We start from the raw sequence: 22,779 nt of genomic DNA, 5'->3' as shown, positions 1-22,779 counted from the left end.
CAATGATGACAACGCCTTTTTTGAATGGTGACCATTATACATATAAATCGTTAGTCTGGGAAGATCTTATGCTGACACGGCATGAGCGACATCTTTTACTCCAACTCCCAACTCATGTGGATTGTCTTAGTAGTGCTATATTTGGTGGGGGTATGAGGAAGATCGATCGAATAGCAAACATATATGTGGATAGGCGATATGATTGTAATGATCCAGAAAAAGATATAGAGAAGTTGTTCCAAGAGTGGAACTATCCTCAAGAATACACTGCGGGATTATTGACAGCTGTTCAGTTGGAACATGCTGCAGTTCTTGAAGAGAATGGGAAGGATGCTTCCCTATTCTGTTGTACAACAGCGGGAATATCTAATGGTGCGCGTGCTGGATCTGAGCGAACGACGTTTCCGGTCTATCAACCAGGAACAATTAATACCATGCTCATGATCGATGCTAGAATGACTCAAGCGGCGATGGTGAATGCTGTCATTACTGCGGTAGAAGCGAAAACGGCTGCCCTTGCTGATCTAGGAATTCGGGATGTAGAGAATGGGTTGGTGGCTACTGGAACCACGACGGATGCTATTGTAGTAGGTGTCAGTCAATCGACTTCCTATCCTATTGCTCATCGATATTGCGGAACGGCGACTGATCTCGGAGCTGTTATTGGACGTCTGGTGTATGGTACGGTCAGAGAGAGTTTGATCGCTGCAGGAGTGAAGACGTCATGATGGAACTGGCAGTATTCATGCTCTGGGCTGCTTACTTATTAGATCTGATCATAGGAGATCCAAGGTGGATACCACACCCAGTAATAGGAATGGGCAATGGTATTAAAAGGTTAGAGAAAAAAATTCGTAGTCGTGTCTCTTTACCAGCTGATTTGAAAAAAGTCGGAATTCTTCTCCCTGTCATTATAGTGGGAGGTTCCTTTCTATTAATATGGGCATTGTTGAAAGGATTATATATGATTCATCCGTGGATTGCAGTAGTTGCGGAGGTCGTATTTATCGCAACAACCATTGCTACGAAAGGGCTTAAGGATGCGGGTATGGAGGTATATGGTCATCTTAATCGTGGGGATTTACCTGCTGCTCGGAAAGCATTAGGCATGATTGTTGGTCGAGACACCCATCATTTGGACGAGCCAGAGATTGTTCGTGGAACTGTCGAGACCGTTGCAGAGAATATTGTTGATGCCATAGTATCTCCGTTGTTCTTTGCGCTTATTGGAGGAGCTCCACTAGCTATGGCTTATCGTGCAGTGAATACACTAGATTCCATGGTTGGGTACAAGAATGATAAATATATAAACCTAGGCTGGGCTTCTGCAAGGTTAGATGATATCGCTAACTATATTCCAGCTCGAATAACAGGTGTATTACTGGTCGTTAGCAGTTGGCTAATGCGACTGGACTACAAAAGATCTGTGCGTACCATAAAACATGATGCCCGTCTACATCCAAGTCCTAACAGTGGGTTTCCTGAATCAGCAGTGGCTGGAGCTCTAGGAATTCGATTGGGTGGCGAGAATATATATCATGGAGAGGTATCTTTTCGTGCCTATATGGGCGAGGGGTCACGACCCATGGGGAAAGAGGATATTATAGCGACAGTTAGGTTGATGCTACTATCGTCGCTACTATTTCTATTGCTAAGCGTACTTGTGATAGTTGTATTTGGAGGAACACTATGGAGATAGAATTAGTATTGATCCGCCATGGCAGAACGCAGTGGAATGTGGATAAGCGATATTTAGGACACACAGATATAGGGATCCTAGATAGACCAAGTGCCGAACTTTCATCTTTAAAGAGACAACTTGAAGACAGGATGTTTCAAAGTATATTCTGCAGTGACTTGAAGAGGTGTCAAGAAACATTAGAGTACATTTATCCTACTTCACAAGAACAAATTATTTTAGATACCCGTCTACGAGAAATGGATTTTGGAGATTGGGAAGGTCAGACCTACGAGCAATTACGACTTGTAGACGATTACTGTAATTGGTTAGATGACCCTCAGAGTATAACACCACCCAATGGAGAATCGTGGCTAGAATTCAAAGAGAGAATTGAGAACTTTATGGAAACCCTGACAAGCATCCTGAAGGATGAAGAACATGTGAATTCTAGTTCAGCAATATTGATTGTTACACATGGTGGGGTTATCAGGCAATTACTAGCTATGACAGTTTTGGGTTCAACATTCTGGGATTTCGCTGCAGATCCAGGAACTTTAATATCATTAAAGCTAACCTTGCAAGATGACAAATGGGTAGGAAACTTATGATTTACTAAAGAGGTAAGCCAATAATTGGATTGTAACTACTTTGTTTTTGCCCTATAATTTCAAATAGAGAAGCAAGACTTGTTTATAAATGAATATAATAAACTTGTAAGGTCTAGGGAATTAGAAGCTAAGAAGGTTGCTTTTAATCCTAGTTAAAAGGGAAGCCGGTGTAAATCCGGCACGGTCCCGCCACTGTAAATCAGGGATGTTCTCAAGAATCAATTTCATAATCTGCATAGGCGATTATGAAATTGATTCAATATACCACTGTTCTGCTTCATGTAGGATGGGAAGGTGAGAATGTCAGCTAACCTGTGAGTCAGGAGACCTGCCTTATGAGAAGTACGATGGTCCTTCGAGGAAAGGATTACGTTTGGCTTTTTGGAAGTACCTAAGAGTTGTTTCGGTACACAGCCTGCGGAGAGATGATGGTAAGCCACATGATGTCCGCACTAACGTAATCCCTGATGCTTTCTTGAATAAAGAGGATCAGGGTTTTTGCTATGCATAGACTTTCGTGAACAAAATTCATTGGAATTACAAGGAAGGCAACTCTCACATGATATGAAAAGGAGAGAGAAATAATAATGAAATTATTGAAGAAGAATTGGATTACCGGGGCGTTAGCGCTCATGCTCACAATATCGCTAACGGCATGTGGAAATAATGAACAAGCAGAGAAGGTTACTGAACAAACACCAACAGAGGTAGCTCCAACAGAACAGACGAAGCCTACCGAAGAGCAAGCAAGTGATTTGAGTACGGTCTATCCCTTAACAGTAGTGGATGCTACAGGCGAATCTATTACATTTACAGAAGCTCCGAAGCAGATTGTATCCCTCTCACCGGCAGAGACCGAAGCACTATTTGCTCTGGGATTAGACGAGCAGGTTGTAGGTGTATCTGATTTTGATGATTATCCAGAAGCGGTGACGAGTAAAGCTAGAATGGGTGGTGTTTATAGTCCAAATGAGGAAGCTATTATAGTAGCAGAACCTGACCTAGTAGTTACAGGAATCTCTATGAGTGTGGAAGCTACAGAGAAGTTACGTGAACTTGGCATAACGATTATCAAGACTGATCCGAAATCTGTAGATGATGTCATTGCTAATATTGAATTGTTGGGACAGATTACAGATCAGCAAGCAGAAGCTATAACCGTTGTAGATAAAATGAAACAAGAGCGCGCGGAAGTGACAGAAGCGGTTAAATCACTTACGCCTGAACAGAAAAAGAAAGTATATATCGAATTTTCTCTAGGTTGGACAGTAGGTAGTGGTGAATTTCTGAATGAGTTAATCACACTAGCTGGTGGGGTTAACGTTGCCGCGGATACAGTGGGATGGAATGAAATTAGTGAAGAGAAAATCATTAATGATAACCCTGATGTGATTCTTTACAATATGAATGTTAAGGATGAGACTACACAAGAAACATTAGATCAGATCATTAAAGCTCGCAGTGGTTGGGATCAAATTACGGCTATCAAGAATGATGCTATTGTTGGATTGAATGATAACTTGGTTAGTCGTCCGGGGCCACGTGTCACGCAAGGACTTAAAGAAATTGCTAATGCCATCTATCCAGAACTACTAAACCATGAATAAGAAATTAACTGTGTATGGGGGGCTCGGGATCATATTACTTGTCGCGAGCTTCCTGCTCTGCCTTGGAATAGGTGCGGTTAAGCTACCCGTAAAGGATATTATTCAAATTCTAGTGCATCGATTACCATGGGTGGGGGATATGATTATACCAACATGGAGTCCTGCACATGAGCAAATACTTATTAAGGTAAGATTACCTCGAATTGTCTTAGGTATGCTGGTCGGAGCTTCTCTTGCTGTTGCTGGTTCTGGATTTCAGGGTGTACTTCGTAATCCCCTTGCTGATCCATATACGCTAGGGGTTTCTTCAGGAGCATCCGTTGGTGCGGCAGTCATTATTTTCTATGGAATGCAGTATTCTCTTGTGGGTATCTGGACGCTCCCTATGGTTGCTTTTTTTACAGGGATATTGACTCTATGGGGAGTGCTGTCTTTAGCACGTGAGGGTGGGAAAATCCCAACGAATAGTCTGATTTTATCAGGTGTGGTTATGCAATCCTTCCTAGGTGCTATCGTCTCCTTCCTAACGGCTATGTCGAAAGAGACGATTAATGAAATTATGTTCTGGACGATGGGCGGATTAAGCTTTCGTGGATGGTCATATACACTCATGTTATTGCCGTATGTATTTGTTGGATTGTTGGTGATATGGGGAAGCGCTCGCTCTTTGAATTTATTAGCATTGGGTGAACGCCAGGCTGCTCATATGGGACTTCATGTAGAGAGACTGAAGTTGAGAACATTGATCGTATCCACCTTATTAACGGCAGCTGCTGTATCTGTATCTGGTGTGATTGGATTTGTGGGACTCGTTATTCCACATATCATTCGATTGATTACGGGTCCGGATTATCGACACATCGTCCCATTATCGGCATTGGGAGGCGCAATCTTCACGTTATGGTGTGATACCATTGCTCGTTCTATTCTAGCTCCGACGGAGATTCCGCTTGGAGTGGTTACCGCATTTATTGGCGCTCCATTCTTTGCTTATCTGTTGTATCGTAATAAGAAGCAACGGAACGGAGGTATGGCATGATCGAGGTAAACGAGGTATCGAAAACTTATGGAGATTTATCCGCACTTCAAAATGTTAGTTGGACGATAGAGGAAGGCGAATGGTGGGGAATCATTGGTCCTAATGGTAGCGGTAAATCGACACTACTCCAATTAATTTCTGGTGTGGACAAAATTTCTAGTGGGGAATTGAAGATACGGGGGCGTCACGTATCTAAATATAATCGACGTGAGTTATCACAGATGGTTGCCGTACTTCAACAGGATGGCCTTCCAGCTATCCACTATCCGGTTAGAGATATTGTTGAAATGGGTAGATTTCCATTTCAAGATTGGCTCGGACGGGAGCAGAACAAGAATACTACGGCGCTTGTGGATGACATTATGAATAGATTACATCTGACTGATTTAGGTGACCGACCATTGGATGAACTTAGTGGAGGACAAAGACAACGTGTCGCACTCGGTAAAGTGATGGCGCAGGAGCCCCAAATCTTATTGTTAGATGAGCCGACATCTTTCTTAGATATTTATTATCAACTTCAGTTCATGGAATTGGTTGCTAATTGGCGACAAGATTCAGGAATTACGATCGTTGCAGTACTTCATGACTTGAATTTGGCCGCCCAATTCTGTGATAAACTCTTAGTACTACGAGAAGGTGAAGTTGTTGGAGTAGGAACACCAGATGAGATTTTAACGGAGGATAATATTCGACGAGTCTATGAAGTGGATCCAGCGGTTGTAAAGCACCCGGTAAACGGTGTTCCACAAATTCTTCTTTCCCGTCAATAACATGCAGTAACATTAACTTTGAACCATCAAAGGAGTAATGAACTATGAGTCAGGTTATTATGCAACAAATCGGAGAAATTCGTGGTCTTGATCAAGAGGCGATTCAGAGAGCAAAATTACATATCAGTAATCTAACGGTTCCCCCTGGAAGTCTTGGTAAATTGGAGACTATGGCGATACAACTTGCAGGCATTACGGGAAAGGTGAAACCTTTCTTTGATCGTAGAGAAGTAATCATTATGGCTGGTGATCACGGGGTATGTGAGGAAGGCGTAAGTGCTTTTCCACAAGAGGTAACTCCGCAAATGGTCCATAATTTTCTTGCGGGTGGTGCGGCTGTTAATGTTCTTGCTCGTGGAGCGGGTGCAGAAGTCGTATGTGTGGATATCGGAGTTAATAGTGAGATCTCACACCCTGACCTCCTTTCGCGTAAAATTCGGTATGGTACAGCTAATATGGCACAAGGTCCTGCCATGACTTATGAAGAAGCAATTCAATCCATTCTTATTGGTGTGAAAGTCGTCGAAGATGCTGTTAAACGGGATGTTCAATTATTTATAACTGGAGAAATGGGCATTGGAAATACGACTGCAAGCTCAGCCGTATCCTGTGCACTTACGAATATTTCGGTTAAGGATGCGGTAGGGAGAGGGACTGGTATTGATGACGCTCGCCTGTTGCATAAGATCAGTGTTGTTGAACAAGCCTTGAAAGTTAACGCCCCTAATCCACTTGATCCAATTGACGTGCTTGCTAAAGTCGGTGGTCTGGAAATTGGTGGATTAGTAGGTGTTATTCTTGGATCAGCAGTTCATGGATGTCCGGTTATTATCGATGGATTTATTTCGAGTGCAGCAGCGTTATTGGCTAAAGCTATTCATCCAACTTCAGCTGATTACATGATTGTATCGCATGCTTCCCACGAACAAGGACATCGATTATTGCTTCAAGAGCTAGGTCTTCGCCCTGTATTGGAATTAGATCTACGCGTAGGTGAGGGCACTGGTGGAGTGTTGTGTCTACATCTAGTGGATGCAGCTTGCCGGATTATAAATGAGATGGCAACATTCGAAAGTGCAGGAATATCTGGTGAATCGGAGGATCAGAAGTAATGATCACACTTGTTACCGGTGGAGCGAGAAGTGGAAAGAGTAGCTTTGCGGAGAAGTTGTGTATGTCTATTTCACAGGAAGCCATCTATGTGGCTACAGCACAAGCCTTCGATGATGAGATGAAGGAACGGATTGCTCTTCATCAACTGCAACGAATTCAAGCTAACTATCCATGGCGAAATGTTGAGGAACCATTTGAACTGGTAAAGCTAATAGGGGATTGGCATTCGCAAAGTCTGAGTAGCGAAGAAGGCGCACCTACTATTCTTGTGGACTGCCTAACGTTGTGGTTATCTAATGTTCTTTTGTCTGTAGAAAATGACAAGGATAGATCTGAGAAAGTAAAAGAAGAAATTCTTCTTCTTGTGAATCAAGTACGACAATACCCCGGTAACTTGATTATGGTTACCAACGAAGTGGGGGATGGGATTGTGCCTGAATATCCTTTAGGAAGATTATATCGCGATTTGGCAGGGTTCATGAATCAGGCGATAGCTAGGAGTTGTTCTCAGGTTTTCTTGGTAACGGCAGGTATCCCTATCGAACTCAAGAGTAGGGAGTATATATTATGAGGAACTGGATCCAAGCGGCTGCGGCCGCTTTTCAATTTCTATCACGTTTTCCCGTACGGGCAAATCTAGATTATTCTGATACACTTTTTCGCCAAAGTGTGAAGTTTTATCCACTCGTGGGGGCAGCAATAGGACTAGTGGTGTGGATAGCGGCTTTAGGATTTACCTTCTTGCTCCCACCATTGCCAGCAGCGGTGTTGATTCTTATTCTATGGGTTGGACTTACAGGTGGACTTCATTTGGATGGATGGATGGACACGGCGGATGGAATTCTGAGCTATCGACCTCGAGAACAAATCCTTGAGATCATGAAAGATAGCCGAGTAGGGGCTATGGGTGTTCTCGCATGTGTGCTACTGCTGATGTTGAAGCTCTCTCTAATCTATTCATTGATCGTAGATGGTCTAGACTGTTCAGGTCTACTTCTCTTGCCCCTAATTTGGAGTCGTTGGTTTATGGTTCATGCCATGTCATCATGGCCAAAGGCCCGTGGTAAGGACGGATTAGCTGGGAAATTTATAGGATTGGATAAAGCGCAGATAGGGGCAACTTTGGTTATTGCATTAGTCTTATCAGGAGTTGTAGCCTCGATCGCACCCTTAATCATGATGGATAGATATACTTGGACGATAGCTCTTCTTGGGTGGGTTACACTACCGCTAAGTGTATGGGCTACAGGAATGTGGGTCGCACGGAAGATGAATGCTACGTTAGGCGGATTAACAGGTGATACCTATGGTGCTCTTAACGAACTACTAGAAGTCGTAGCATTGCTCATGTTAGTGCTATTATACAATCACTTGTGAGAGGGGGGGAACTTATGGAGAAGTCTGAATCACATGTCATGAAAGAGGGGTCCTATGGATCAGTACTCATGTTGCAAGGAACAGCTTCCGATGTTGGGAAAAGTGTGATTACAACAGCGTTATGCCGTATTTTTAAGCAAGATGGATACCGTACAGCACCTTATAAATCACAAAATATGGCTCTGAACTCTTATGTAACTGAGGATGAGAAAGAGATAGGTCGTGCTCAAGGGGTACAAGCAGAAGCTTGTGGGATTCAAGCGACAACGGATATGAACCCCATACTGATTAAGCCAGTAAAGGATATGTTTTCACAGATTGTCGTACATGGGGAGCCATTTCAACAAATGAGTGCAACAGATTATCGCAATCTATTCTTGCCATATGCGAAGGATATAGTGATGGATGCACTGGACCGATTACGTAAACAGTATGATGTCGTATTGATGGAAGGTGCTGGAAGTCCAGCAGAGATTAATCTTAAGAGCAATGATATCGTCAATATGAACTTAGCCGGTTGGGCGGATTCGCCTGTATTGTTGATTGCGGATATCGATCGGGGTGGAGTCTTTGCATTTATCGTGGGCACATTAGAACTATTAGAACCTCATGAGCGGCAAAGAGTGAAGGGGTTTATTATTAATAAGTTTCGAGGTGACATTACACTTCTTGAGCCAGGACTGACTTGGCTTACAGAACGTACAGGCATCCCGGTACTTGGAGTGTTACCTTTTATTGATGAACTAAAGATTGAAGCTGAGGATTCTGTTGTATTAGAAACACTGGGACAGAAGGTAGCGGATCAGCGAGAGATTGATATCGCGGTTATTCAATATCCGAGAATATCTAACTTCACGGATTTCGATCCTTTGCGAGAGGAGAAGGATGTGTCCGTTCGATATGTGAGGTCTAATGCAGACTTGGGATCGCCTGATGCTATTATTCTACCGGGGACTAAGGATACGATCGGGGATTTGGAATTTCTACGTATGCAAGGACTAGATGAAGGAATAGTAGAAGCAATGAGATCAGGGACACAGCAACTTGTAGGTATATGTGGTGGATATCAAATGTTAGGTGAGATGCTGATTGATCCTTATGCAGTGGAGGGCAGTGAACCTCGAAGTGCCGAGGGGCTCAATTATCTTGCGGTTTCGACAACTTTTTTGAAAGAAAAAACAACAGTGCGTGTGCAGGGTACTCTAGCTGTAGGACACCCTCTAGCTCTTGATCCGCAACAGAGTGTTACCCCTATTGAAGGGTACGAGATTCATATGGGAGTGACAAGGTGCTTGAACAAGAATAACGTAGCAACGTTATTTCAGTTGGAGAGAATCACTGGAGAACTTGTAGATGAAGGTTGGGGGACGGTAGACGGACGTACGTGGGGAACATATCTCCATGGTATATTTCATAACGATACCTTTCGCAGGTCTTGGCTGGATGATATTCGTATGAAAAAAGGTTTTAAACCTTTAAGAAAAACATATAGTTCTAATGTGCTCAAGGAAAAGGAATTTGATCGGATTGCTGAAGTAGTTCGCAACCATGTTGATATGAAACAGATCTACAATATGATGGGTATAATCGATTCGAATAAACAATAACATTACAACAATTACCCTTTAGAATAACCAAACAAACAGCTGTTGTGTTAATAACAAATTAATCCTACCCAAATACTAAGGTATATGCTATGATATGAAACGTCGACAATATATTCATATTTATTTAGCCATATATTTTATTGGGGGGTACACATAATGGATACTTTATGGATTATCATAAACATCGTTGCTATGCTGGGACTGATCGGATTATTAGTATGGATGCAAAAGAAACATATCTCCTTCACTAAACGTGTATTTACAGGATTAGGGTTGGGGATCGTATTTGGTGTTATTCTACAATTGTTATTCAAACCAGATTCGGATGTTATAGGAAAGTCCACAGAATGGTTCAACTTGGTAGGTTACGGTTATGTTGGATTGCTCCAAATGATCGTGATCCCGCTAATTATGGTGTCGATCATTTCTGCTATCATGAATCTGAACGGGGTTAAGAATCTTGGGAAGATGAGTTTTTCTATTATTGCAGTTCTTCTTCTTACCACTGCGATTGCGGCATCTGTAAGTATTATCACTACGCTGAGTTTTGATTTACAGGCTATTGATATTCAGAGTGGTGACAGAGAACAGGCACAGGGATTGAAGTTAGAAGAGAGACTTGGTGTTGTGGAAGATCAATCGATTCCGGAGCAAATCCTTGAGTTTATTCCGAAGAATCCATTTGCCGATATGACGGGAGCCCGGAGTTCTTCTACGCTTGCTGTCGTTATTTTTGCAGCCTTTATCGGTGTATCTGTTCTTGGAATAGATCGTAAGAAACCGAAACAAGCTCAAGTCTTCCGTGATTTGATCGATGCGGTATATGCTGTCGTGATGCGGATGGTTACCCTTGTGTTAAGACTGACTCCGTACGGTATATTAGCGTTGATCACCAAGACCATCGCTACGACGCATGTTGATGAAATTTTAAAGTTAATTAACTTTGTAATTGCTTCTTATGTAGCTTTGATTGTTATGTTTATTATTCATTTAATATTGATTACCATGTTCGGGTTTAACCCGTTAGTATATCTGAAAAAGGTTCTACCTACGCTGACATTTGCATTTACTTCTCGCTCAAGCGCAGCTACCATTCCGCTTAATGTAGAGACTCAGACAAGGAAACTCGGAGTATCTTCAGGGATCGCGAACCTGTCAGCCACCTTCGGAGCTACGATTGGTCAGAATGGATGTGCTGGAATTTATCCAGCCATGCTCGCAGTGATGATTGCCCCAACAGTGGGCATAGATCCAACAAGTTGGGATTTCATTCTGAAATTGATTCTGATTGTTGTCATTAGTTCCTTTGGTGTTGCAGGCGTCGGCGGGGGTGCTACCTTTGCATCGCTGATTGTACTTTCTACAATGGGTCTACCCGTTGCATTAGCAGGTCTACTGATCTCTGTGGAACCGCTAATCGATATGGGACGTACCGCACTGAATGTGAATGATTCTATGACTTCAGGTCTTATTTCTAGTAAAATTCTAAAAGAAAATGATTCCAAAGTATATCATGATAAGAATATAGATTTAGATTCTGCACAAGTATAAGTCGAATGATAAAAATATATTATTATTAATATCTGATATGATCCCCTTTAAGTAGACACTCAAAAAAGACCACATGTTTGTGGATATGAGTGAGCTTGGAGGGGATATTTTCATGGTTATAAAAGGACAATCTCTCTCTCATAAAGGAATGCTATGGAATTAAAAGTGATGCACAGATTGTTAATTGGGTACGGAAATCTTAGGCAGGGGGAAAGGCATATAGTCTTTCAAGATCGTTGGAGTAAGGGACTTATCAGTATTCCCCTGTGTCGAAGAAGAAAACTAGCACTTGAAAGCATAAGTTAAATATTTAAAAAGCTCTACTTACTACTTGACGGTGTTATAACCAAGAAAGACAGGCACCTTTTTTGAAAAGTTACCTGCCTTTCTTTCGCGCTACAACTTAAATCTTGAATTGTTGGATAGCTTCCTGCAGTTGTAAAGCATGTTCATGAAGACTTGTTACGATTGAGCGATGTTGTTCCATTTCATGTAGCTGTTGTTCACTCGTAGTGGAAATCTCATTCATACTAGTTCGAGATTTCGATGTAATTAATGCCGTTTCTTCGACGGATGCACTAACTTCTTCTGTACCTGCAGATACTTGTTGCGTAGCTGCGGACACAGCCTGTATGGTTTGGTTAACATCTTGGATGAGTACGTCTAATTGGCTGAAAGCTTTTCCTGCATCCTGTACTAGTATCTTGCCTGAACGTACTTCTTGATTAACACGGTCCATCGCAACTACTGAGGCTTCCGTATCCTTTTGAATGGTTGATAAGTGTTCTGCGATCTTTTGAGTGGCGATGGTAGATAATTCAGATAATTTACGTACCTCACCAGCGACTACTGCAAAGCCTCTTCCATGTTCACCGGCTCGAGCAGCTTCAATCGAAGCATTAAGTGAAAGCATTTGTATTTGCTTCGTAATCTCAGAGATGGAAGTGACTACCTCTCCAATAACTTGCGAACGTTCATTCATCGTACTCATGACTTCAAGAGATTCGATGGAAGTTTGCTCTACTTGTTGCATTTGCTCGATAGCGCGTTGTGCCAATTGATTACCACTGACAGCCTCAAGAGTCGCTTCTGCGACCTGCTCGGATACCTCACCGGAAGAATTGGCAATGTGCATGATTCCTTGAGTGATTTCCTCCATTGCGATGGCATTCTCCTTTGAGGTCAAAGCGATGCTTTCACTACCCTTATCGATCTCCTTCAGAACTGCGTTGGATCCTTCAACCATAGATTTCATGACTTCTGTGCGATTTAATAAATCATCAGATCCATTTAATACTTCGCGTGAAGTTAGTTGAACGTGACTAATCATTTCTTTGAGGTTATGAGTCATCTTTTGGAAACTACTTGCAAGTTGTGATATTTCGTCATGCCCAGTAACGACAGGAACTTGCCGCAGATCGCCTTGAGCAAGAAGATTACTGTGCGCTGCAAGTTGAATGATAGGTTTGATAATACGTCTACTGCTGTAATAAGCAATGGTTAATCCCACGGCCATTCCAATAATAGTTATACCTATACAGATCCATAGTATAAACTGAGTCTGTTCCGCGATAAAGTTCGCATCTATACTGATGGCAAGTATCATTGTACTTCCAGGAATAGCAATGAATTCAGTTTTAAATGTCCCCAATTCATTGGTATATACCTCACTAGTAGCTGACTTGTTGTCCAGCGCGGATTGCATGGCTTCTTGGTAAGCCACTGTATTAGATACCTTCAGAGGTGATTTACTATCTGTTGCGAGAATAGTAACTTCCTTATCTTTAATATTAGCGAGGTAAATATTATCTAATTCGGAATCACGTACTTTCTCATCGAAATAAAAAGATACGATAGATTGTGAGCCTTCATTTCCTTGTAAAGCTTGTAACGCTTGTGAAGTGTTTAAGCCTTTATATGTATCTGTAGAACTTGTCTTAAGGTTGTTATCTACCTCAGGTAATACGTAATTATTGAATATATCCATAGAAACAAAATAAAAACTTATACTAAAAAGTAATGACACGATTAGCAATACAGTGGCAACAACGAGCATTAATTTACGGCTTATTGATTCTTTTATACGAAACATAATAAATAATCTCCTTAGTCTTTTGTCTACAGTATCAGTTTATTATCTGGTTAGTTGATCTAGATGTGTTAATTCACTTTAACTAGTGATTTGGTCAACTTAGAACTCTAGTCCTATCAATTATCCTATTACCACGGAATTAGCTGTAAAAAAGGGGGGACCTTTCTTGTTCTAATAGGTGAATAATAGCTATAAAGCATAGATATGGAATTCTGAGAAGCAACGTATCTACTATATTACAAAATAATATGAAAATTGAACAGTGGTATAATCATTGAAATGAGAAAGTTTTCTGAAAATGTTGCAAACGGACAATCTAGTTCATTTTAATTAGAAAGTACTCCCAATTTAAGATGAGATCTAGGCAATTATGTTCTTCTGTGATAAAGTTGATCATGTTTTGTACGTCCAAGACGTTACAAACCGCGGTTCGTAACCATCCCGCGTATCAAAACTAGGAGGAGTAAGATGTTTAATTTAAGCTGGGGTATAGTATATGTAATCGTAAATTTCTCACTTTTTTTATTATGCTTTCGTCTTTTTGGTAAAAAAGGGCTGTATGCATGGATTGGTGTGGCTACGGTCATAGCCAATATCCAAGTCACTAAAACCATTGATATGTTTGGGATTGCGATGACTTTGGGAAATACGATGTATGTAAGTTTGTATATGACAAGTGATCTACTTAACGAGAAATATGGTCAGGGAGAAGCGCGAAAAGCAGTATGGTTCGGTTTCTTCACATTGTTAATGACTACATTAATTATGCAAATGGCACTCTTCTTTACGCCACAAGAAGGGGATTTTGCTCAGGAACCATTAGAAGCTATCTTTGGACTCATGCCAAGATTAGCACTAGGAAGTCTATCAGCCTATTTCGTAAGCCAATTTCTCGATGTGAGATTATATAGTTGGATTCGTAAATTCTATCCTAAGCCAGGACAGTTCTGGATCCGTAACAATGGGAGTACGATGATCAGTTCTTTTGTCGATACATTAGTGTTTTGCGGTATCGCCTTCTCCATACCTGTATATGGTTGGGAGGTATGGGTAGAGATTCTCTTCACTACCTATATCATTAAATTCGTGTTAACGGCTGTTGGAACACCATTTCTTTATGTCGCACGAACATTTAAATTTAAAGATGAAGATTAATTAATAACCTGACTGCCGGCGAGGCAACTGGAAAATACCTTTATTACACGAACACAGGCATCATTCGCACAATTGTGTGAATGATGCCTGAAAACTATAATAATGTATTAAATTCGATGTACCGACCACACTATTATCCAATGATTGTTAGTTCTTTCGGGAAAGAGGTGAGCACTACTACCCCGTCTTCTGTGACCACAATGTCATCCTCAATTCTTACGCCACCTAACCCAGGAACATAGATTCCTGGTTCAACCGTAAAAATCATTCCGGTTTGCACAAGATCCATATTGTTACCGTGTACGGATGGGTATTCATGAACATCCATTCCAAGCCCATGACCAAGTCGATGCATGAATTGGGGACCATACCCCGCTAGATCAATGACTTTGCGAGCAGCAGTATCAATGGATGCCAAAGATACCCCAGGGCGAATAGCTTGAATGCCTTGTAGATTAGCATTCAGAACCGTATTGTAAATAGTTGTTAGTTCCTTACTCAAGTCCCCAACTGCGAAGGTTCGTGTGATATCTGATGCGTAACCATTTGCGAACACACCCATATCGAACATTAACAGGTCACCATTCTGAATTTTCCGTTGTCCAGCTGTTCCATGAGGAAGTGCCGTGTTAGCTCCTGATAGTACCATCGTTTCAAAAGAAGGACCGTCCGCACCAAGCTTTTTCATTAAATATTCAAGCTCGGCTACCAATTCAATTTCGGTTACTCCTACTTGTACGCGCGTTAGTCCTTGTCGAAGAACTTCCTCAATAAGGTTGATAGCATGCTTCATACGCGAGATTTCTTCGGTTGTCTTATTGACTCTCATACTTTGGAGCATAGCTCCTACATCATGATAAGACTGTGCTCTTAAAGTGTCTTGAAGTAATTCGAAGCGAGATACCGTTAACTGATCCTTTTCAACACCTAGGGCTTGAATTCTTTCTCCAAATTGTTGCTTAAGTAAAGTATATGGTGAATCGGTATCCGAGTGTGTCATAATATGCTGTACAGAGGATGCAGCATGCGCAGCTTCGGCATCAAGAGCTGGTACAATAAGCACGGGTTCTTCCCCTTGCGTAAGTGCTAACCCCAAGAATCGTTCATGAGGGTCACTAGCGAAGCCAGTTAGGTAGTATACATGCTTAGGATCAGTGATTAGCAAAGCATCCAACCCTTGTTGTTTCATTTTGATATCTAATTGAAGTAATCGATCTGTCATTACAACTTCTTCCTTTCATAATTCAAGATAGAGATCTGTTGAGTGGAGTGATATATATATATTATAAACCTCTATTAGAGAATGACAAAACGTGTTGTGTGAGATCCATAGGAGGTCATAAAAGATGCATAATAAAATAGTGATGGTTACAGGTGCTAATTCAGGGATGGGACTAGCGACATCTATAGAATTAGCACGAAGAGGAGCACATGTCATCATGGTCTGTCGAAATGAAGGCCGAGCTAGAATTGCTCATCAAGAGGCCATAAGACAGAGTGGATCAGAGAATATCGAATGGATGCTAGGAGATTTAGGGGATTTGGATAGCATTCGTAGGTTAGCTAATGGCTACAAGTCAAAATTTGATGTATTAGATGTATTAATTAATAACGCAGGTGTTGTTTCTTTGAAGCATCAATTTACACAGCAAGGGTTCGAATTACAATTAGGTATTAATCATGTAGGACATTTTCTGCTCACAAATTTATTGATCGACCATCTTCTCAACGCTGAGCAAGGGCGGATTGTGAATGTTTCCTCAGGGGCATATAAAGTTGGAAAGATTCATTTCGATGATCTAGCATTAGAGAAAAGATACAATATAATTACTGGGTATGCACAATCGAAACTCGCGAATATTCTGTTCACGAAACAAGTTGCTGTAAGGTTAGAAGGTTCTCGAGTGACAGCTAATTGCTTACATCCAGGAGCGGTAATGACTAATCTAGGTGTCGATCGTAAGACGGGTTTTGGCAAACGTGTATATGCCATGCTACGCCCTTTCTTCCTAACTCCAAAAGAAGGGTCTCAATCTGCTATATATTTAGCAACATCGCCTGAAGTCGCAGAAGTTAGTGGGGAGTATTTCTATAAACAAGAAATGAAGCCACTTAGCTTACGAGCTAATAATAAACAGGATGCAGAACGATTATGGCATTGGAGTGAAGAGCAAGTTCAACCTTATATGAAGTGAGGAATTATGATGAGATTACAGAATTATGAAATTGAATATGCACAAACAGAGGATTTGCCAGCTATCGTAAATATTTATAATTCAACAATACTGGGAAGGGTGGTTACGGCTGATTTAGAGCCTGTGAGTGTAGAGAGTAGACGTTCATGGTTTTTCGAACATAATGATCACCACCGGCCCTTGTGGGTTATGAGATTGGAAGGAAAAGTAATCGCATGGATGAGCTTTCAATCCTTTTATGGTAGAGCTGCCTACGATGGAACAGCTGAGATTAGTATCTACGTATCTGAAGATTACCGTGGTGCAGGGGTTGGTAGTATCCTTATAGAAAAAGCTATTGTTGAATGTTCAAGGCTTAATATTGATAATTTAGTTGGTTTTGTTTTTGCTCATAATGAGGGGAGTCTTAAGCTTCTTACGAAGTACGGATTCAAACAATGGGGTTATCTACCGGAAGTTGCCGTACTTGATAATGTTAAGCGTAATTTGGTTATTGTTGGACTAAATGTATTCGGTAGATCGTAAGTATAAAGATGTATAAATTATCCTTTACATGCTGGATACAGACTGGCATACTTTAGGATATGTATATAATATATGATCATGTGGAGGTAAAAAATGAAACGTATTAAATGGTTATTAGCAACTGTACTAACATCTATGCTTATATTGTCTGGATGTCAATCGGTTGGAGGTTTGGATATTAATAAGACTCTAGTTGATAGTTTTACTGTCAAATCATCAGAATCTACACAAACCGTATCGCTTGAAATTGTACCCACTGATGGACAAATTAGTGAAGAGGATAAGAAAATCATTGATCTTTTGAACTCATTTTCATTAAATATTGATCATGCAATGGTACAAGATGCATCTACTGCTTCAGTAGAGGGAGCTTTAAGCCTAAATGGCACGAAGACGCCTTTCCATCTATCTATGGATAAGAATAATCTTAGCTTCTGGGTTGATGGAGCTATAAATCCAATCAATATACCACTTGATTCTATGAGCTCTATGGCTGGTATGGATTTGGCTGAATTCCAAGTATCAACTGAGCAATCAACTCAATTGGTTACAGATTTGGGTGAATTCTTCTTCAAGAATGCGCCTAATCCAGAGTCAATTTCCGTATCTTCCGTAAAAGAAGAAGTGTATGGAGAGCAACTGACATTACAGAACCTTCATATAGAGATTCGTGGAGATGAGTTGGTGGGTCTTGCTAAATCATTCTTGACGAGTATATCCAAGGATGAAGATGGAGTCAAAGAACTTATTAGTACGTTATACGATGTCTACTATCCCGTTTATGAAGCTAGCTTAAACGCATATGGAGAAATCTATGAAGGTGAAATTACAAGTGAGCTAGAAGATCCACTCTTATCTGCCATAGGTAGCCCAGTTGAAGATAAAGAAGCTACCGTTACTTTCTTGAGTAATCAATTGCAAAAGGGCATAGAGGAATTACTTGCAGAATACGATAATGGTGTCAAAGAAATGTTTAAAGAAGAGCCATTATTGAATGAGTTGTTTAGCAAAGATACTGTGCTGGCAATGGATATTATGTTGGATAATAAACTACAAGTACGTAAGCAAAATGTAGATCTTACAATCCAAATTCCTACGTTTGAAGGAGTTCCAGTGAAACAGGTTAAGATACATTCTAGTAATGAAATCTGGAACGTAAATAAACCTGTTACAGTGAACAAGGTAGATATATCTAAGGGGGCTTTGAACATAGATATGTTTGCTGTTGATCAAGTTACTCCTGGTACGATTTTACGTAATTTTGATAATCAATCTGAAGTATATCGCTTTTTGCAGGAGGAAATGGAGATCACTTATAAGTATTTCATTCTAGATACTGTCGTGGATGAAGATTATGAATGGTATATTGATTATCCTCTACCTATTGAAGTGAATAAGACGAAGATGGTGCCACTTCGCTATGTTGCTGAACAATTGGATGCACAAATGAAATGGGACGCTTCATTGAAGCAAACTACAATTATAGATGACATCACAGGTTCAATTATTGTTGTTAAGAATGGATCCAACCAAGCGCTTATAGATGGTGTAACTGTGAAGCTTGCAGAGCCTGCTATGAACTATGAAGGAACTAATTATGTGCCACTAAGATTTATAGCAGATGCTTTAGGTGCTACTGTAGAATGGGATAACGATAGCAAAACAATCGTAATTGAACGTCAGTAGTAAATGGAAAAGAATTAACATTGAAAAGGTTGAGCGGAGAAATCCACTCAACCTTTTTTCTAAATATAAGAAAGTAGTACATTTTCATTGGCTGATCATAGGTTCATTCGTTTGATGTTGCTTTGTCATCATTGTGTACCGTATAAAGCACACGTGTAAGCAAATCTTGAGCATAATTACCGAAGGATTTACCGTAGATGGTTAGTCCACGTTTATTGAAGGGTTTGTTAGTTACTGCTATTTGGAAAAGGATATCACTTTTATAGTCGAGTCCTATATCTTGTAGTGTCACATTCGAAATGCGACATCCATCGATAAAGCTACCATCATTGTTAATACGAATCAACTTAAGCATTCCGTATTGATTTAAATGTGGTGGCCACCAATCAGGATTGAATGTTCCTCGAATATCTCCAAAATCTCCAGGACTAGTCCAACTTCCTATCTCAATATTATTGACATAGAAATAGATGTCAGATGGATAGTTGTCGCAATATCCAGGCGCTTCAGAACTTAACTCCATTGAGAACTGGATTTCACTGAATATATGATTTGGTTTTAAATAGTTTGGAATACGGTATTCAAGAAATCCCTCAGATATCCAGATAATTTCAGAATCTACACGCTGAGGATCAGCGAAATATCTAGGTTCATCAAAATCCCCAATAATACTGTCTCTAGTAGCAAGACCACAAGTTGGAACAGCGTGGTAATTGCTGTAGTGACCAATCTTTATCTCAACCTCATACAGGTTAGCGACCTCTTTATTTTTCAAATCGACCATTAGTTTGTCTTTATTTAGATAACAAATTTTCTGGAGCCCATGCTTACCAACAGCGGTATTGATCTCGATGAGCCCACTATCCTCCAATTTTTTGATATGCATCGTGATTGCACCATTACTAAGATTTAGTTTGCTAGCTATTTCATTAAGGTTAAGGCTTTGGTTTGTTGCTAATAATTCTAGGATTTGTATACGAACTTCTGAACTTAATGCTTTAAAAATATTAACACCAGACATTAGATTCTTAATATAAATCATATAAATGTATCATCTCCTAGGTATGACTTGATAATCAAGCAAGATCTAGATGGAAAGCTAATATTGAAAGCGCTTTATATTCCATTATAACTTAAATGATTCAGGTTTAGATATAATAATTCCTGCATGTTAATTGAGCATCTCATAGAATTTTTATATTAGAGAAATGGGAAAGGGGAGTGCCTCTAGCCAATACGATGACTAATGTGGACTCCCTAGCTTAGGTGGTATTTACTTTGTAACGAACTATAAATAATATAACTTGAACATAATGTCTTGATCATGGTTACCGAATTTTTTTCCGAAAATCGTTGCTCCTCCAACATGTTTCCCATCATCTTTCACTTCAATTCTAAAAGTCCATCTATCACAACTTGCATCTAAATCCTCAACCGAAACGGGAGACAATGGGTCACCATCAATGTATGTACCATGGTTTGTAATTCTAATTGTTTTGAGTAATCCATATTGGTTGATATTATGTGGCCACCATTCAGGGGTGAATTTCCCTCTAGTATCAGCAAAGTCTCCAGGACTTGTCCAAGTGCCTAATTCCAACCCATTTAACGAAAAGGTGATGTCAGACGGCCATACATCATTTGAGAATGGAAATTCTGATGAGAGTTCTAAACTGATTTCAAATTGTTGCAATGTTTCTTCTTTTTTTAAAAAGTTAGCAATATTATATTGGACGAATCCTTCAGTAAACCATAATATTTCTGCATCGACTCTTTTGGGATCCATAAAGTACTTCGGCTCATCCACTCTACCAATAAATTCTTTCTCAGTGGCCAGCCCGCAGGTTGGTTTTAAATCATAATCCGTATAATGACCGATTGGAACTGAAGTTTCATAGGAAGCGAATGAATGGAAAATCTTTTTAGGAAAATTAATCTCAATATGATCTACTTTTAAAATAGAAATTTTTTGGTATCCCGATTTTCCTGGGATTTTTTCCGTCTTAATAATCCCTGCATCTTCTAATTTTTGAATATGTTTAATTACGATCGGGCTACTAATCTCAAGTTCCTTAGCTAAGTCTTTGATGTTCATTTTATTATTTGAGAGTAACTGGATGATTTTAATTCGAACCTCACTGGCTAATGCTTGGTAAACAACGAGCGAGGACTGGTCTATTGTCAATTGCATCCTAATTCACTTCTTTCGAATTGATATCACTGTTATATAAGGGTATTTAATTATTGCTAACTAAACAAAAAGGATTATTAATATTTGTATATAGTAACATTAATGATAACTTAAGTAAATATATTATCAAATTACCTACTATAAGATAACATTTATATTAACTAAGATCAAATATTTATTATTAAGTTTATAAAAAAGTTATTGTCAGCGCTTTCAGAAGTGTGTATACTAAACCTCAGAAAGTTATTTATGAAGATTTATCTTTGGAAATCATTTTCTAAAAGAACTTAACAGGGGGAGAAAGCATTGAAAAGAAGATTAGTTTTTACATTGGTTCTTGTTTTTCTAGTAACAGGTATTTTGGCTGGTTGTGGTAATAAAGACGAAAAAACAATTACGTTTTGGACACCACTTACAGGTGACGATGGAGCTTACATGGATCAAATTGTAAAAGATTATAATGCAACAGAACCTGAAATTAAAGTAAAACACGTAATCACTTCTGATATGTATACAAAATTATCTACCGTATTGAACTCAGGTAAAGGTGTGCCAGATTTAGCAATCATCCATGCTGACCGTGTTCCAGGTTATGTGAAACAAGGTGCACTCGAAGAAATGACAACTCTATTAGGAGCACAGCCAGAATTAAAAGCAGAAAATTACTTACCGCAAGCATGGTCAACAGGTACTATTGATGGAACTCAATATACTGTACCTCTAGATATTCATAGCAATACAATGTATTACAATAAAGATTTGCTTAAGAAATATAATGCGGAATCATTCTTAGATGATAATGTTGTTACAATTGATGAAATGCTTTCATTACAAGGTAAATTAGATGAAGGCGATTATGTTGTCAATGATGCCTTGCTTGGATGGGTTATTTTAGCACAAATACAAAACTTAGGTGGGGATATTCAGGAAGATGGTAAACCTGCTGTAAACACACCTGTTATGAAAGAAGCTTTTGAAAGCGTTAAGAAAATTGCTGATGCTGGGTTAATGACACCATTTGGTGAAGATGGATACTTGATGTTCCAGTCTCAAAATGTATTATTCTCTACAGATGGTACTTGGAGTTCTACAGCACATGCTGGAGTTGAAGGATTGAACTTCGGTGTAACCAATATTTATTCTACAACGCCAGATAAATATACGAACAGATCATCTTCTCACTTATTCACAATGATGAAGAACGAAAAAAGAACTGATGAAAAAGAAGCTGGAGTGGGTAGTTTCTTAGAATTTATTCGTCAGAATTCAATGGAGTGGGCTAAAGCAGGGCAAATTGTTGCGAGTAAACAAGTCAATGAAAGTCCTGAGTACCAAAACTATATGCAATCTTTCTTTACATCAAATGAAAAAGAAATTGAATCCCTTTATATTTACACCTATGAATACTATCCATATATAGCAGAAGCAGTAGATACGTACTGTGCTGATATCGTTCGTGGTAACGTGGATATTGATGAAACATTGCAGACGATGCAGAAATTTGTTGATGATAAAGTAGCTGAAGCAAGTAGTGCAAATTAAGTGAATTGAAACTGAAAAGATTGTAAAAGTAATGTGC

At 39.8% G+C, this 22,779-nt stretch carries 20 protein-coding genes and 1 riboswitch; of the genes, 16 read left to right on the top strand and 4 right to left on the bottom strand.

Going from position 1 to position 22,779, the window contains the following annotated elements:
- The first annotated feature begins 2 nt into the window (after positions 1-2).
- The 11 genes from LPB68_RS07845 to LPB68_RS07795 all read left to right on the top strand — a co-directional run bounded on the left by LPB68_RS07845 (position 3) and on the right by LPB68_RS07795 (position 11,356).
- Positions 3-728: an adenosylcobinamide amidohydrolase gene (locus tag LPB68_RS07845; protein ID WP_232510124.1), complete on the top strand. Its 726-nt coding sequence runs from the start codon at positions 3-5 to the stop codon at positions 726-728.
- Positions 728-1,699 (top strand): adenosylcobinamide-phosphate synthase CbiB, encoded by a 972-nt coding sequence (gene cbiB, locus LPB68_RS07840; protein WP_068654553.1) that lies wholly within the window; start codon positions 728-730, stop codon positions 1,697-1,699. Before LPB68_RS07845 ends, cbiB begins: the two co-directional genes overlap by 1 nt.
- A complete protein-coding gene (locus LPB68_RS07835) occupies positions 1,690-2,289 on the top strand; it encodes a histidine phosphatase family protein (protein ID WP_068654336.1) in 600 nt (199 codons plus the stop codon). The genes cbiB and LPB68_RS07835 overlap by 10 nt, the downstream gene beginning before the upstream one ends.
- A gap of 116 nt (positions 2,290-2,405) precedes the next feature.
- Positions 2,406-2,639, top strand: a riboswitch (cobalamin riboswitch).
- A gap of 237 nt (positions 2,640-2,876) precedes the next feature.
- Entirely contained in the window at positions 2,877-3,896 is a 1,020-nt protein-coding gene (locus LPB68_RS07830; protein WP_068654334.1) for an ABC transporter substrate-binding protein, read from the top strand.
- Entirely contained in the window at positions 3,889-4,935 is a 1,047-nt protein-coding gene (locus LPB68_RS07825; protein ID WP_068654332.1) for a FecCD family ABC transporter permease, read from the top strand. Before LPB68_RS07830 ends, LPB68_RS07825 begins: the two co-directional genes overlap by 8 nt.
- Complete coding sequence (locus tag LPB68_RS07820; protein ID WP_068654330.1) at positions 4,932-5,708, top strand: ABC transporter ATP-binding protein; 777 nt, start codon at positions 4,932-4,934, stop codon at positions 5,706-5,708. Before LPB68_RS07825 ends, LPB68_RS07820 begins: the two co-directional genes overlap by 4 nt.
- 44 nt (positions 5,709-5,752) lie before the next feature.
- The gene (gene cobT / locus LPB68_RS07815; protein WP_068654328.1) at positions 5,753-6,820 is read left to right on the top strand and encodes a nicotinate-nucleotide--dimethylbenzimidazole phosphoribosyltransferase; all 1,068 of its coding nucleotides are present in this window, start codon (positions 5,753-5,755) and stop codon (positions 6,818-6,820) included.
- Positions 6,820-7,392 carry a bifunctional adenosylcobinamide kinase/adenosylcobinamide-phosphate guanylyltransferase gene (gene cobU, locus LPB68_RS07810; RefSeq protein WP_068654326.1) on the top strand — a complete coding sequence of 191 codons (573 nt, stop codon included), beginning with the start codon at positions 6,820-6,822 and terminating at the stop codon, positions 7,390-7,392. Before cobT ends, cobU begins: the two co-directional genes overlap by 1 nt.
- Positions 7,389-8,198, top strand: a complete 810-nt coding sequence (gene cobS / locus LPB68_RS07805; RefSeq protein ID WP_068654324.1) for an adenosylcobinamide-GDP ribazoletransferase — start codon at positions 7,389-7,391, stop codon at positions 8,196-8,198. The genes cobU and cobS overlap by 4 nt, the downstream gene beginning before the upstream one ends.
- A 14-nt stretch (positions 8,199-8,212) precedes the next feature.
- On the top strand, positions 8,213-9,805 hold the full coding sequence (locus LPB68_RS07800; RefSeq protein WP_232510123.1) for a cobyric acid synthase: 1,593 nt from the start codon (positions 8,213-8,215) through the stop codon (positions 9,803-9,805).
- Between the two features lie 156 nt (positions 9,806-9,961).
- Positions 9,962-11,356: an L-cystine transporter gene (locus tag LPB68_RS07795; protein WP_068654322.1), complete on the top strand. Its 1,395-nt coding sequence runs from the start codon at positions 9,962-9,964 to the stop codon at positions 11,354-11,356.
- A 403-nt stretch (positions 11,357-11,759) separates the two neighbouring features.
- On the opposite strand, the gene LPB68_RS07790 is transcribed toward LPB68_RS07795, so the two are convergent.
- Positions 11,760-13,448, bottom strand: a complete 1,689-nt coding sequence (locus LPB68_RS07790) for a methyl-accepting chemotaxis protein (RefSeq protein WP_068654319.1) — start codon at positions 13,446-13,448, stop codon at positions 11,760-11,762.
- 468 nt (positions 13,449-13,916) lie between these two features.
- Between LPB68_RS07790 and LPB68_RS07785 the strand changes: the two genes are divergently transcribed.
- Complete coding sequence (locus LPB68_RS07785) at positions 13,917-14,603, top strand: queuosine precursor transporter (protein ID WP_068654318.1); 687 nt, start codon at positions 13,917-13,919, stop codon at positions 14,601-14,603.
- 133 nt (positions 14,604-14,736) lie between these two features.
- On the opposite strand, the gene LPB68_RS07780 is transcribed toward LPB68_RS07785, so the two are convergent.
- Positions 14,737-15,825 carry a M24 family metallopeptidase gene (locus LPB68_RS07780; protein ID WP_068654316.1) on the bottom strand — a complete coding sequence of 363 codons (1,089 nt, stop codon included), beginning with the start codon at positions 15,823-15,825 and terminating at the stop codon, positions 14,737-14,739.
- 124 nt (positions 15,826-15,949) lie between these two features.
- Here LPB68_RS07780 and LPB68_RS07775 point away from each other — a divergent pair, with 124 nt between their 5' ends.
- The 3 genes from LPB68_RS07775 to LPB68_RS07765 all read left to right on the top strand — a co-directional run bounded on the left by LPB68_RS07775 (position 15,950) and on the right by LPB68_RS07765 (position 19,009).
- Positions 15,950-16,798 (top strand): SDR family oxidoreductase, encoded by an 849-nt coding sequence (locus LPB68_RS07775; protein ID WP_068654314.1) that lies wholly within the window; start codon positions 15,950-15,952, stop codon positions 16,796-16,798.
- Between the two features lie 6 nt (positions 16,799-16,804).
- Positions 16,805-17,323, top strand: a complete 519-nt coding sequence (locus tag LPB68_RS07770; protein WP_068654312.1) for a GNAT family N-acetyltransferase — start codon at positions 16,805-16,807, stop codon at positions 17,321-17,323.
- 93 nt (positions 17,324-17,416) lie between these two features.
- Positions 17,417-19,009, top strand: a complete 1,593-nt coding sequence (locus LPB68_RS07765) for a copper amine oxidase N-terminal domain-containing protein (protein ID WP_068654310.1) — start codon at positions 17,417-17,419, stop codon at positions 19,007-19,009.
- Positions 19,010-19,112: 103 nt separating this feature from the next.
- Here LPB68_RS07765 and LPB68_RS07760 read toward each other — a convergent pair whose 3' ends face one another.
- Positions 19,113-20,051, bottom strand: a complete 939-nt coding sequence (locus tag LPB68_RS07760) for an ArsR/SmtB family transcription factor (protein WP_068654308.1) — start codon at positions 20,049-20,051, stop codon at positions 19,113-19,115.
- A 246-nt stretch (positions 20,052-20,297) separates the two neighbouring features.
- Entirely contained in the window at positions 20,298-21,200 is a 903-nt protein-coding gene (locus LPB68_RS07755) for an ArsR/SmtB family transcription factor (RefSeq protein ID WP_068654306.1), read from the bottom strand.
- Positions 21,201-21,506: 306 nt separating this feature from the next.
- Between LPB68_RS07755 and LPB68_RS07750 the strand changes: the two genes are divergently transcribed.
- Positions 21,507-22,742, top strand: a complete 1,236-nt coding sequence (locus tag LPB68_RS07750) for an extracellular solute-binding protein (RefSeq protein ID WP_068654304.1) — start codon at positions 21,507-21,509, stop codon at positions 22,740-22,742.
- Positions 22,743-22,779: the final 37 nt, after the last annotated feature.

Source organism: Paenibacillus crassostreae, from assembly GCF_001857945.1.
Lineage (GTDB): Bacteria > Bacillota > Bacilli > Paenibacillales > Paenibacillaceae > Paenibacillus_AQ > Paenibacillus_AQ crassostreae.
Note: the sequence above shows the minus strand (reverse complement) of the source record. Positions and strands in the feature narration are given on the sequence as shown.

What these genes read in the sequence shown, in the direction of transcription:
- LPB68_RS07845 (WP_232510124.1), top strand. Translation starts at nt 3, where the DNA reads ATGATGACAACGCCTTTTTTGAATGGTGACCATTATACATATAAATCG.
- cbiB (WP_068654553.1), top strand. Translation starts at nt 728, where the DNA reads ATGGAACTGGCAGTATTCATGCTCTGGGCTGCTTACTTATTAGATCTG.
- LPB68_RS07835 (WP_068654336.1), top strand. Translation starts at nt 1,690, where the DNA reads ATGGAGATAGAATTAGTATTGATCCGCCATGGCAGAACGCAGTGGAAT.
- LPB68_RS07830 (WP_068654334.1), top strand. Translation starts at nt 2,877, where the DNA reads ATGAAATTATTGAAGAAGAATTGGATTACCGGGGCGTTAGCGCTCATG.
- LPB68_RS07825 (WP_068654332.1), top strand. Translation starts at nt 3,889, where the DNA reads ATGAATAAGAAATTAACTGTGTATGGGGGGCTCGGGATCATATTACTT.
- LPB68_RS07820 (WP_068654330.1), top strand. Translation starts at nt 4,932, where the DNA reads ATGATCGAGGTAAACGAGGTATCGAAAACTTATGGAGATTTATCCGCA.
- cobT (WP_068654328.1), top strand. Translation starts at nt 5,753, where the DNA reads ATGAGTCAGGTTATTATGCAACAAATCGGAGAAATTCGTGGTCTTGAT.
- cobU (WP_068654326.1), top strand. Translation starts at nt 6,820, where the DNA reads ATGATCACACTTGTTACCGGTGGAGCGAGAAGTGGAAAGAGTAGCTTT.
- cobS (WP_068654324.1), top strand. Translation starts at nt 7,389, where the DNA reads ATGAGGAACTGGATCCAAGCGGCTGCGGCCGCTTTTCAATTTCTATCA.
- LPB68_RS07800 (WP_232510123.1), top strand. Translation starts at nt 8,213, where the DNA reads ATGGAGAAGTCTGAATCACATGTCATGAAAGAGGGGTCCTATGGATCA.
- LPB68_RS07795 (WP_068654322.1), top strand. Translation starts at nt 9,962, where the DNA reads ATGGATACTTTATGGATTATCATAAACATCGTTGCTATGCTGGGACTG.
- LPB68_RS07790 (WP_068654319.1), bottom strand. Translation starts at nt 13,448, where the DNA reads ATGTTTCGTATAAAAGAATCAATAAGCCGTAAATTAATGCTCGTTGTT.
- LPB68_RS07785 (WP_068654318.1), top strand. Translation starts at nt 13,917, where the DNA reads ATGTTTAATTTAAGCTGGGGTATAGTATATGTAATCGTAAATTTCTCA.
- LPB68_RS07780 (WP_068654316.1), bottom strand. Translation starts at nt 15,825, where the DNA reads ATGACAGATCGATTACTTCAATTAGATATCAAAATGAAACAACAAGGG.
- LPB68_RS07775 (WP_068654314.1), top strand. Translation starts at nt 15,950, where the DNA reads ATGCATAATAAAATAGTGATGGTTACAGGTGCTAATTCAGGGATGGGA.
- LPB68_RS07770 (WP_068654312.1), top strand. Translation starts at nt 16,805, where the DNA reads ATGATGAGATTACAGAATTATGAAATTGAATATGCACAAACAGAGGAT.
- LPB68_RS07765 (WP_068654310.1), top strand. Translation starts at nt 17,417, where the DNA reads ATGAAACGTATTAAATGGTTATTAGCAACTGTACTAACATCTATGCTT.
- LPB68_RS07760 (WP_068654308.1), bottom strand. Translation starts at nt 20,051, where the DNA reads ATGATTTATATTAAGAATCTAATGTCTGGTGTTAATATTTTTAAAGCA.
- LPB68_RS07755 (WP_068654306.1), bottom strand. Translation starts at nt 21,200, where the DNA reads ATGCAATTGACAATAGACCAGTCCTCGCTCGTTGTTTACCAAGCATTA.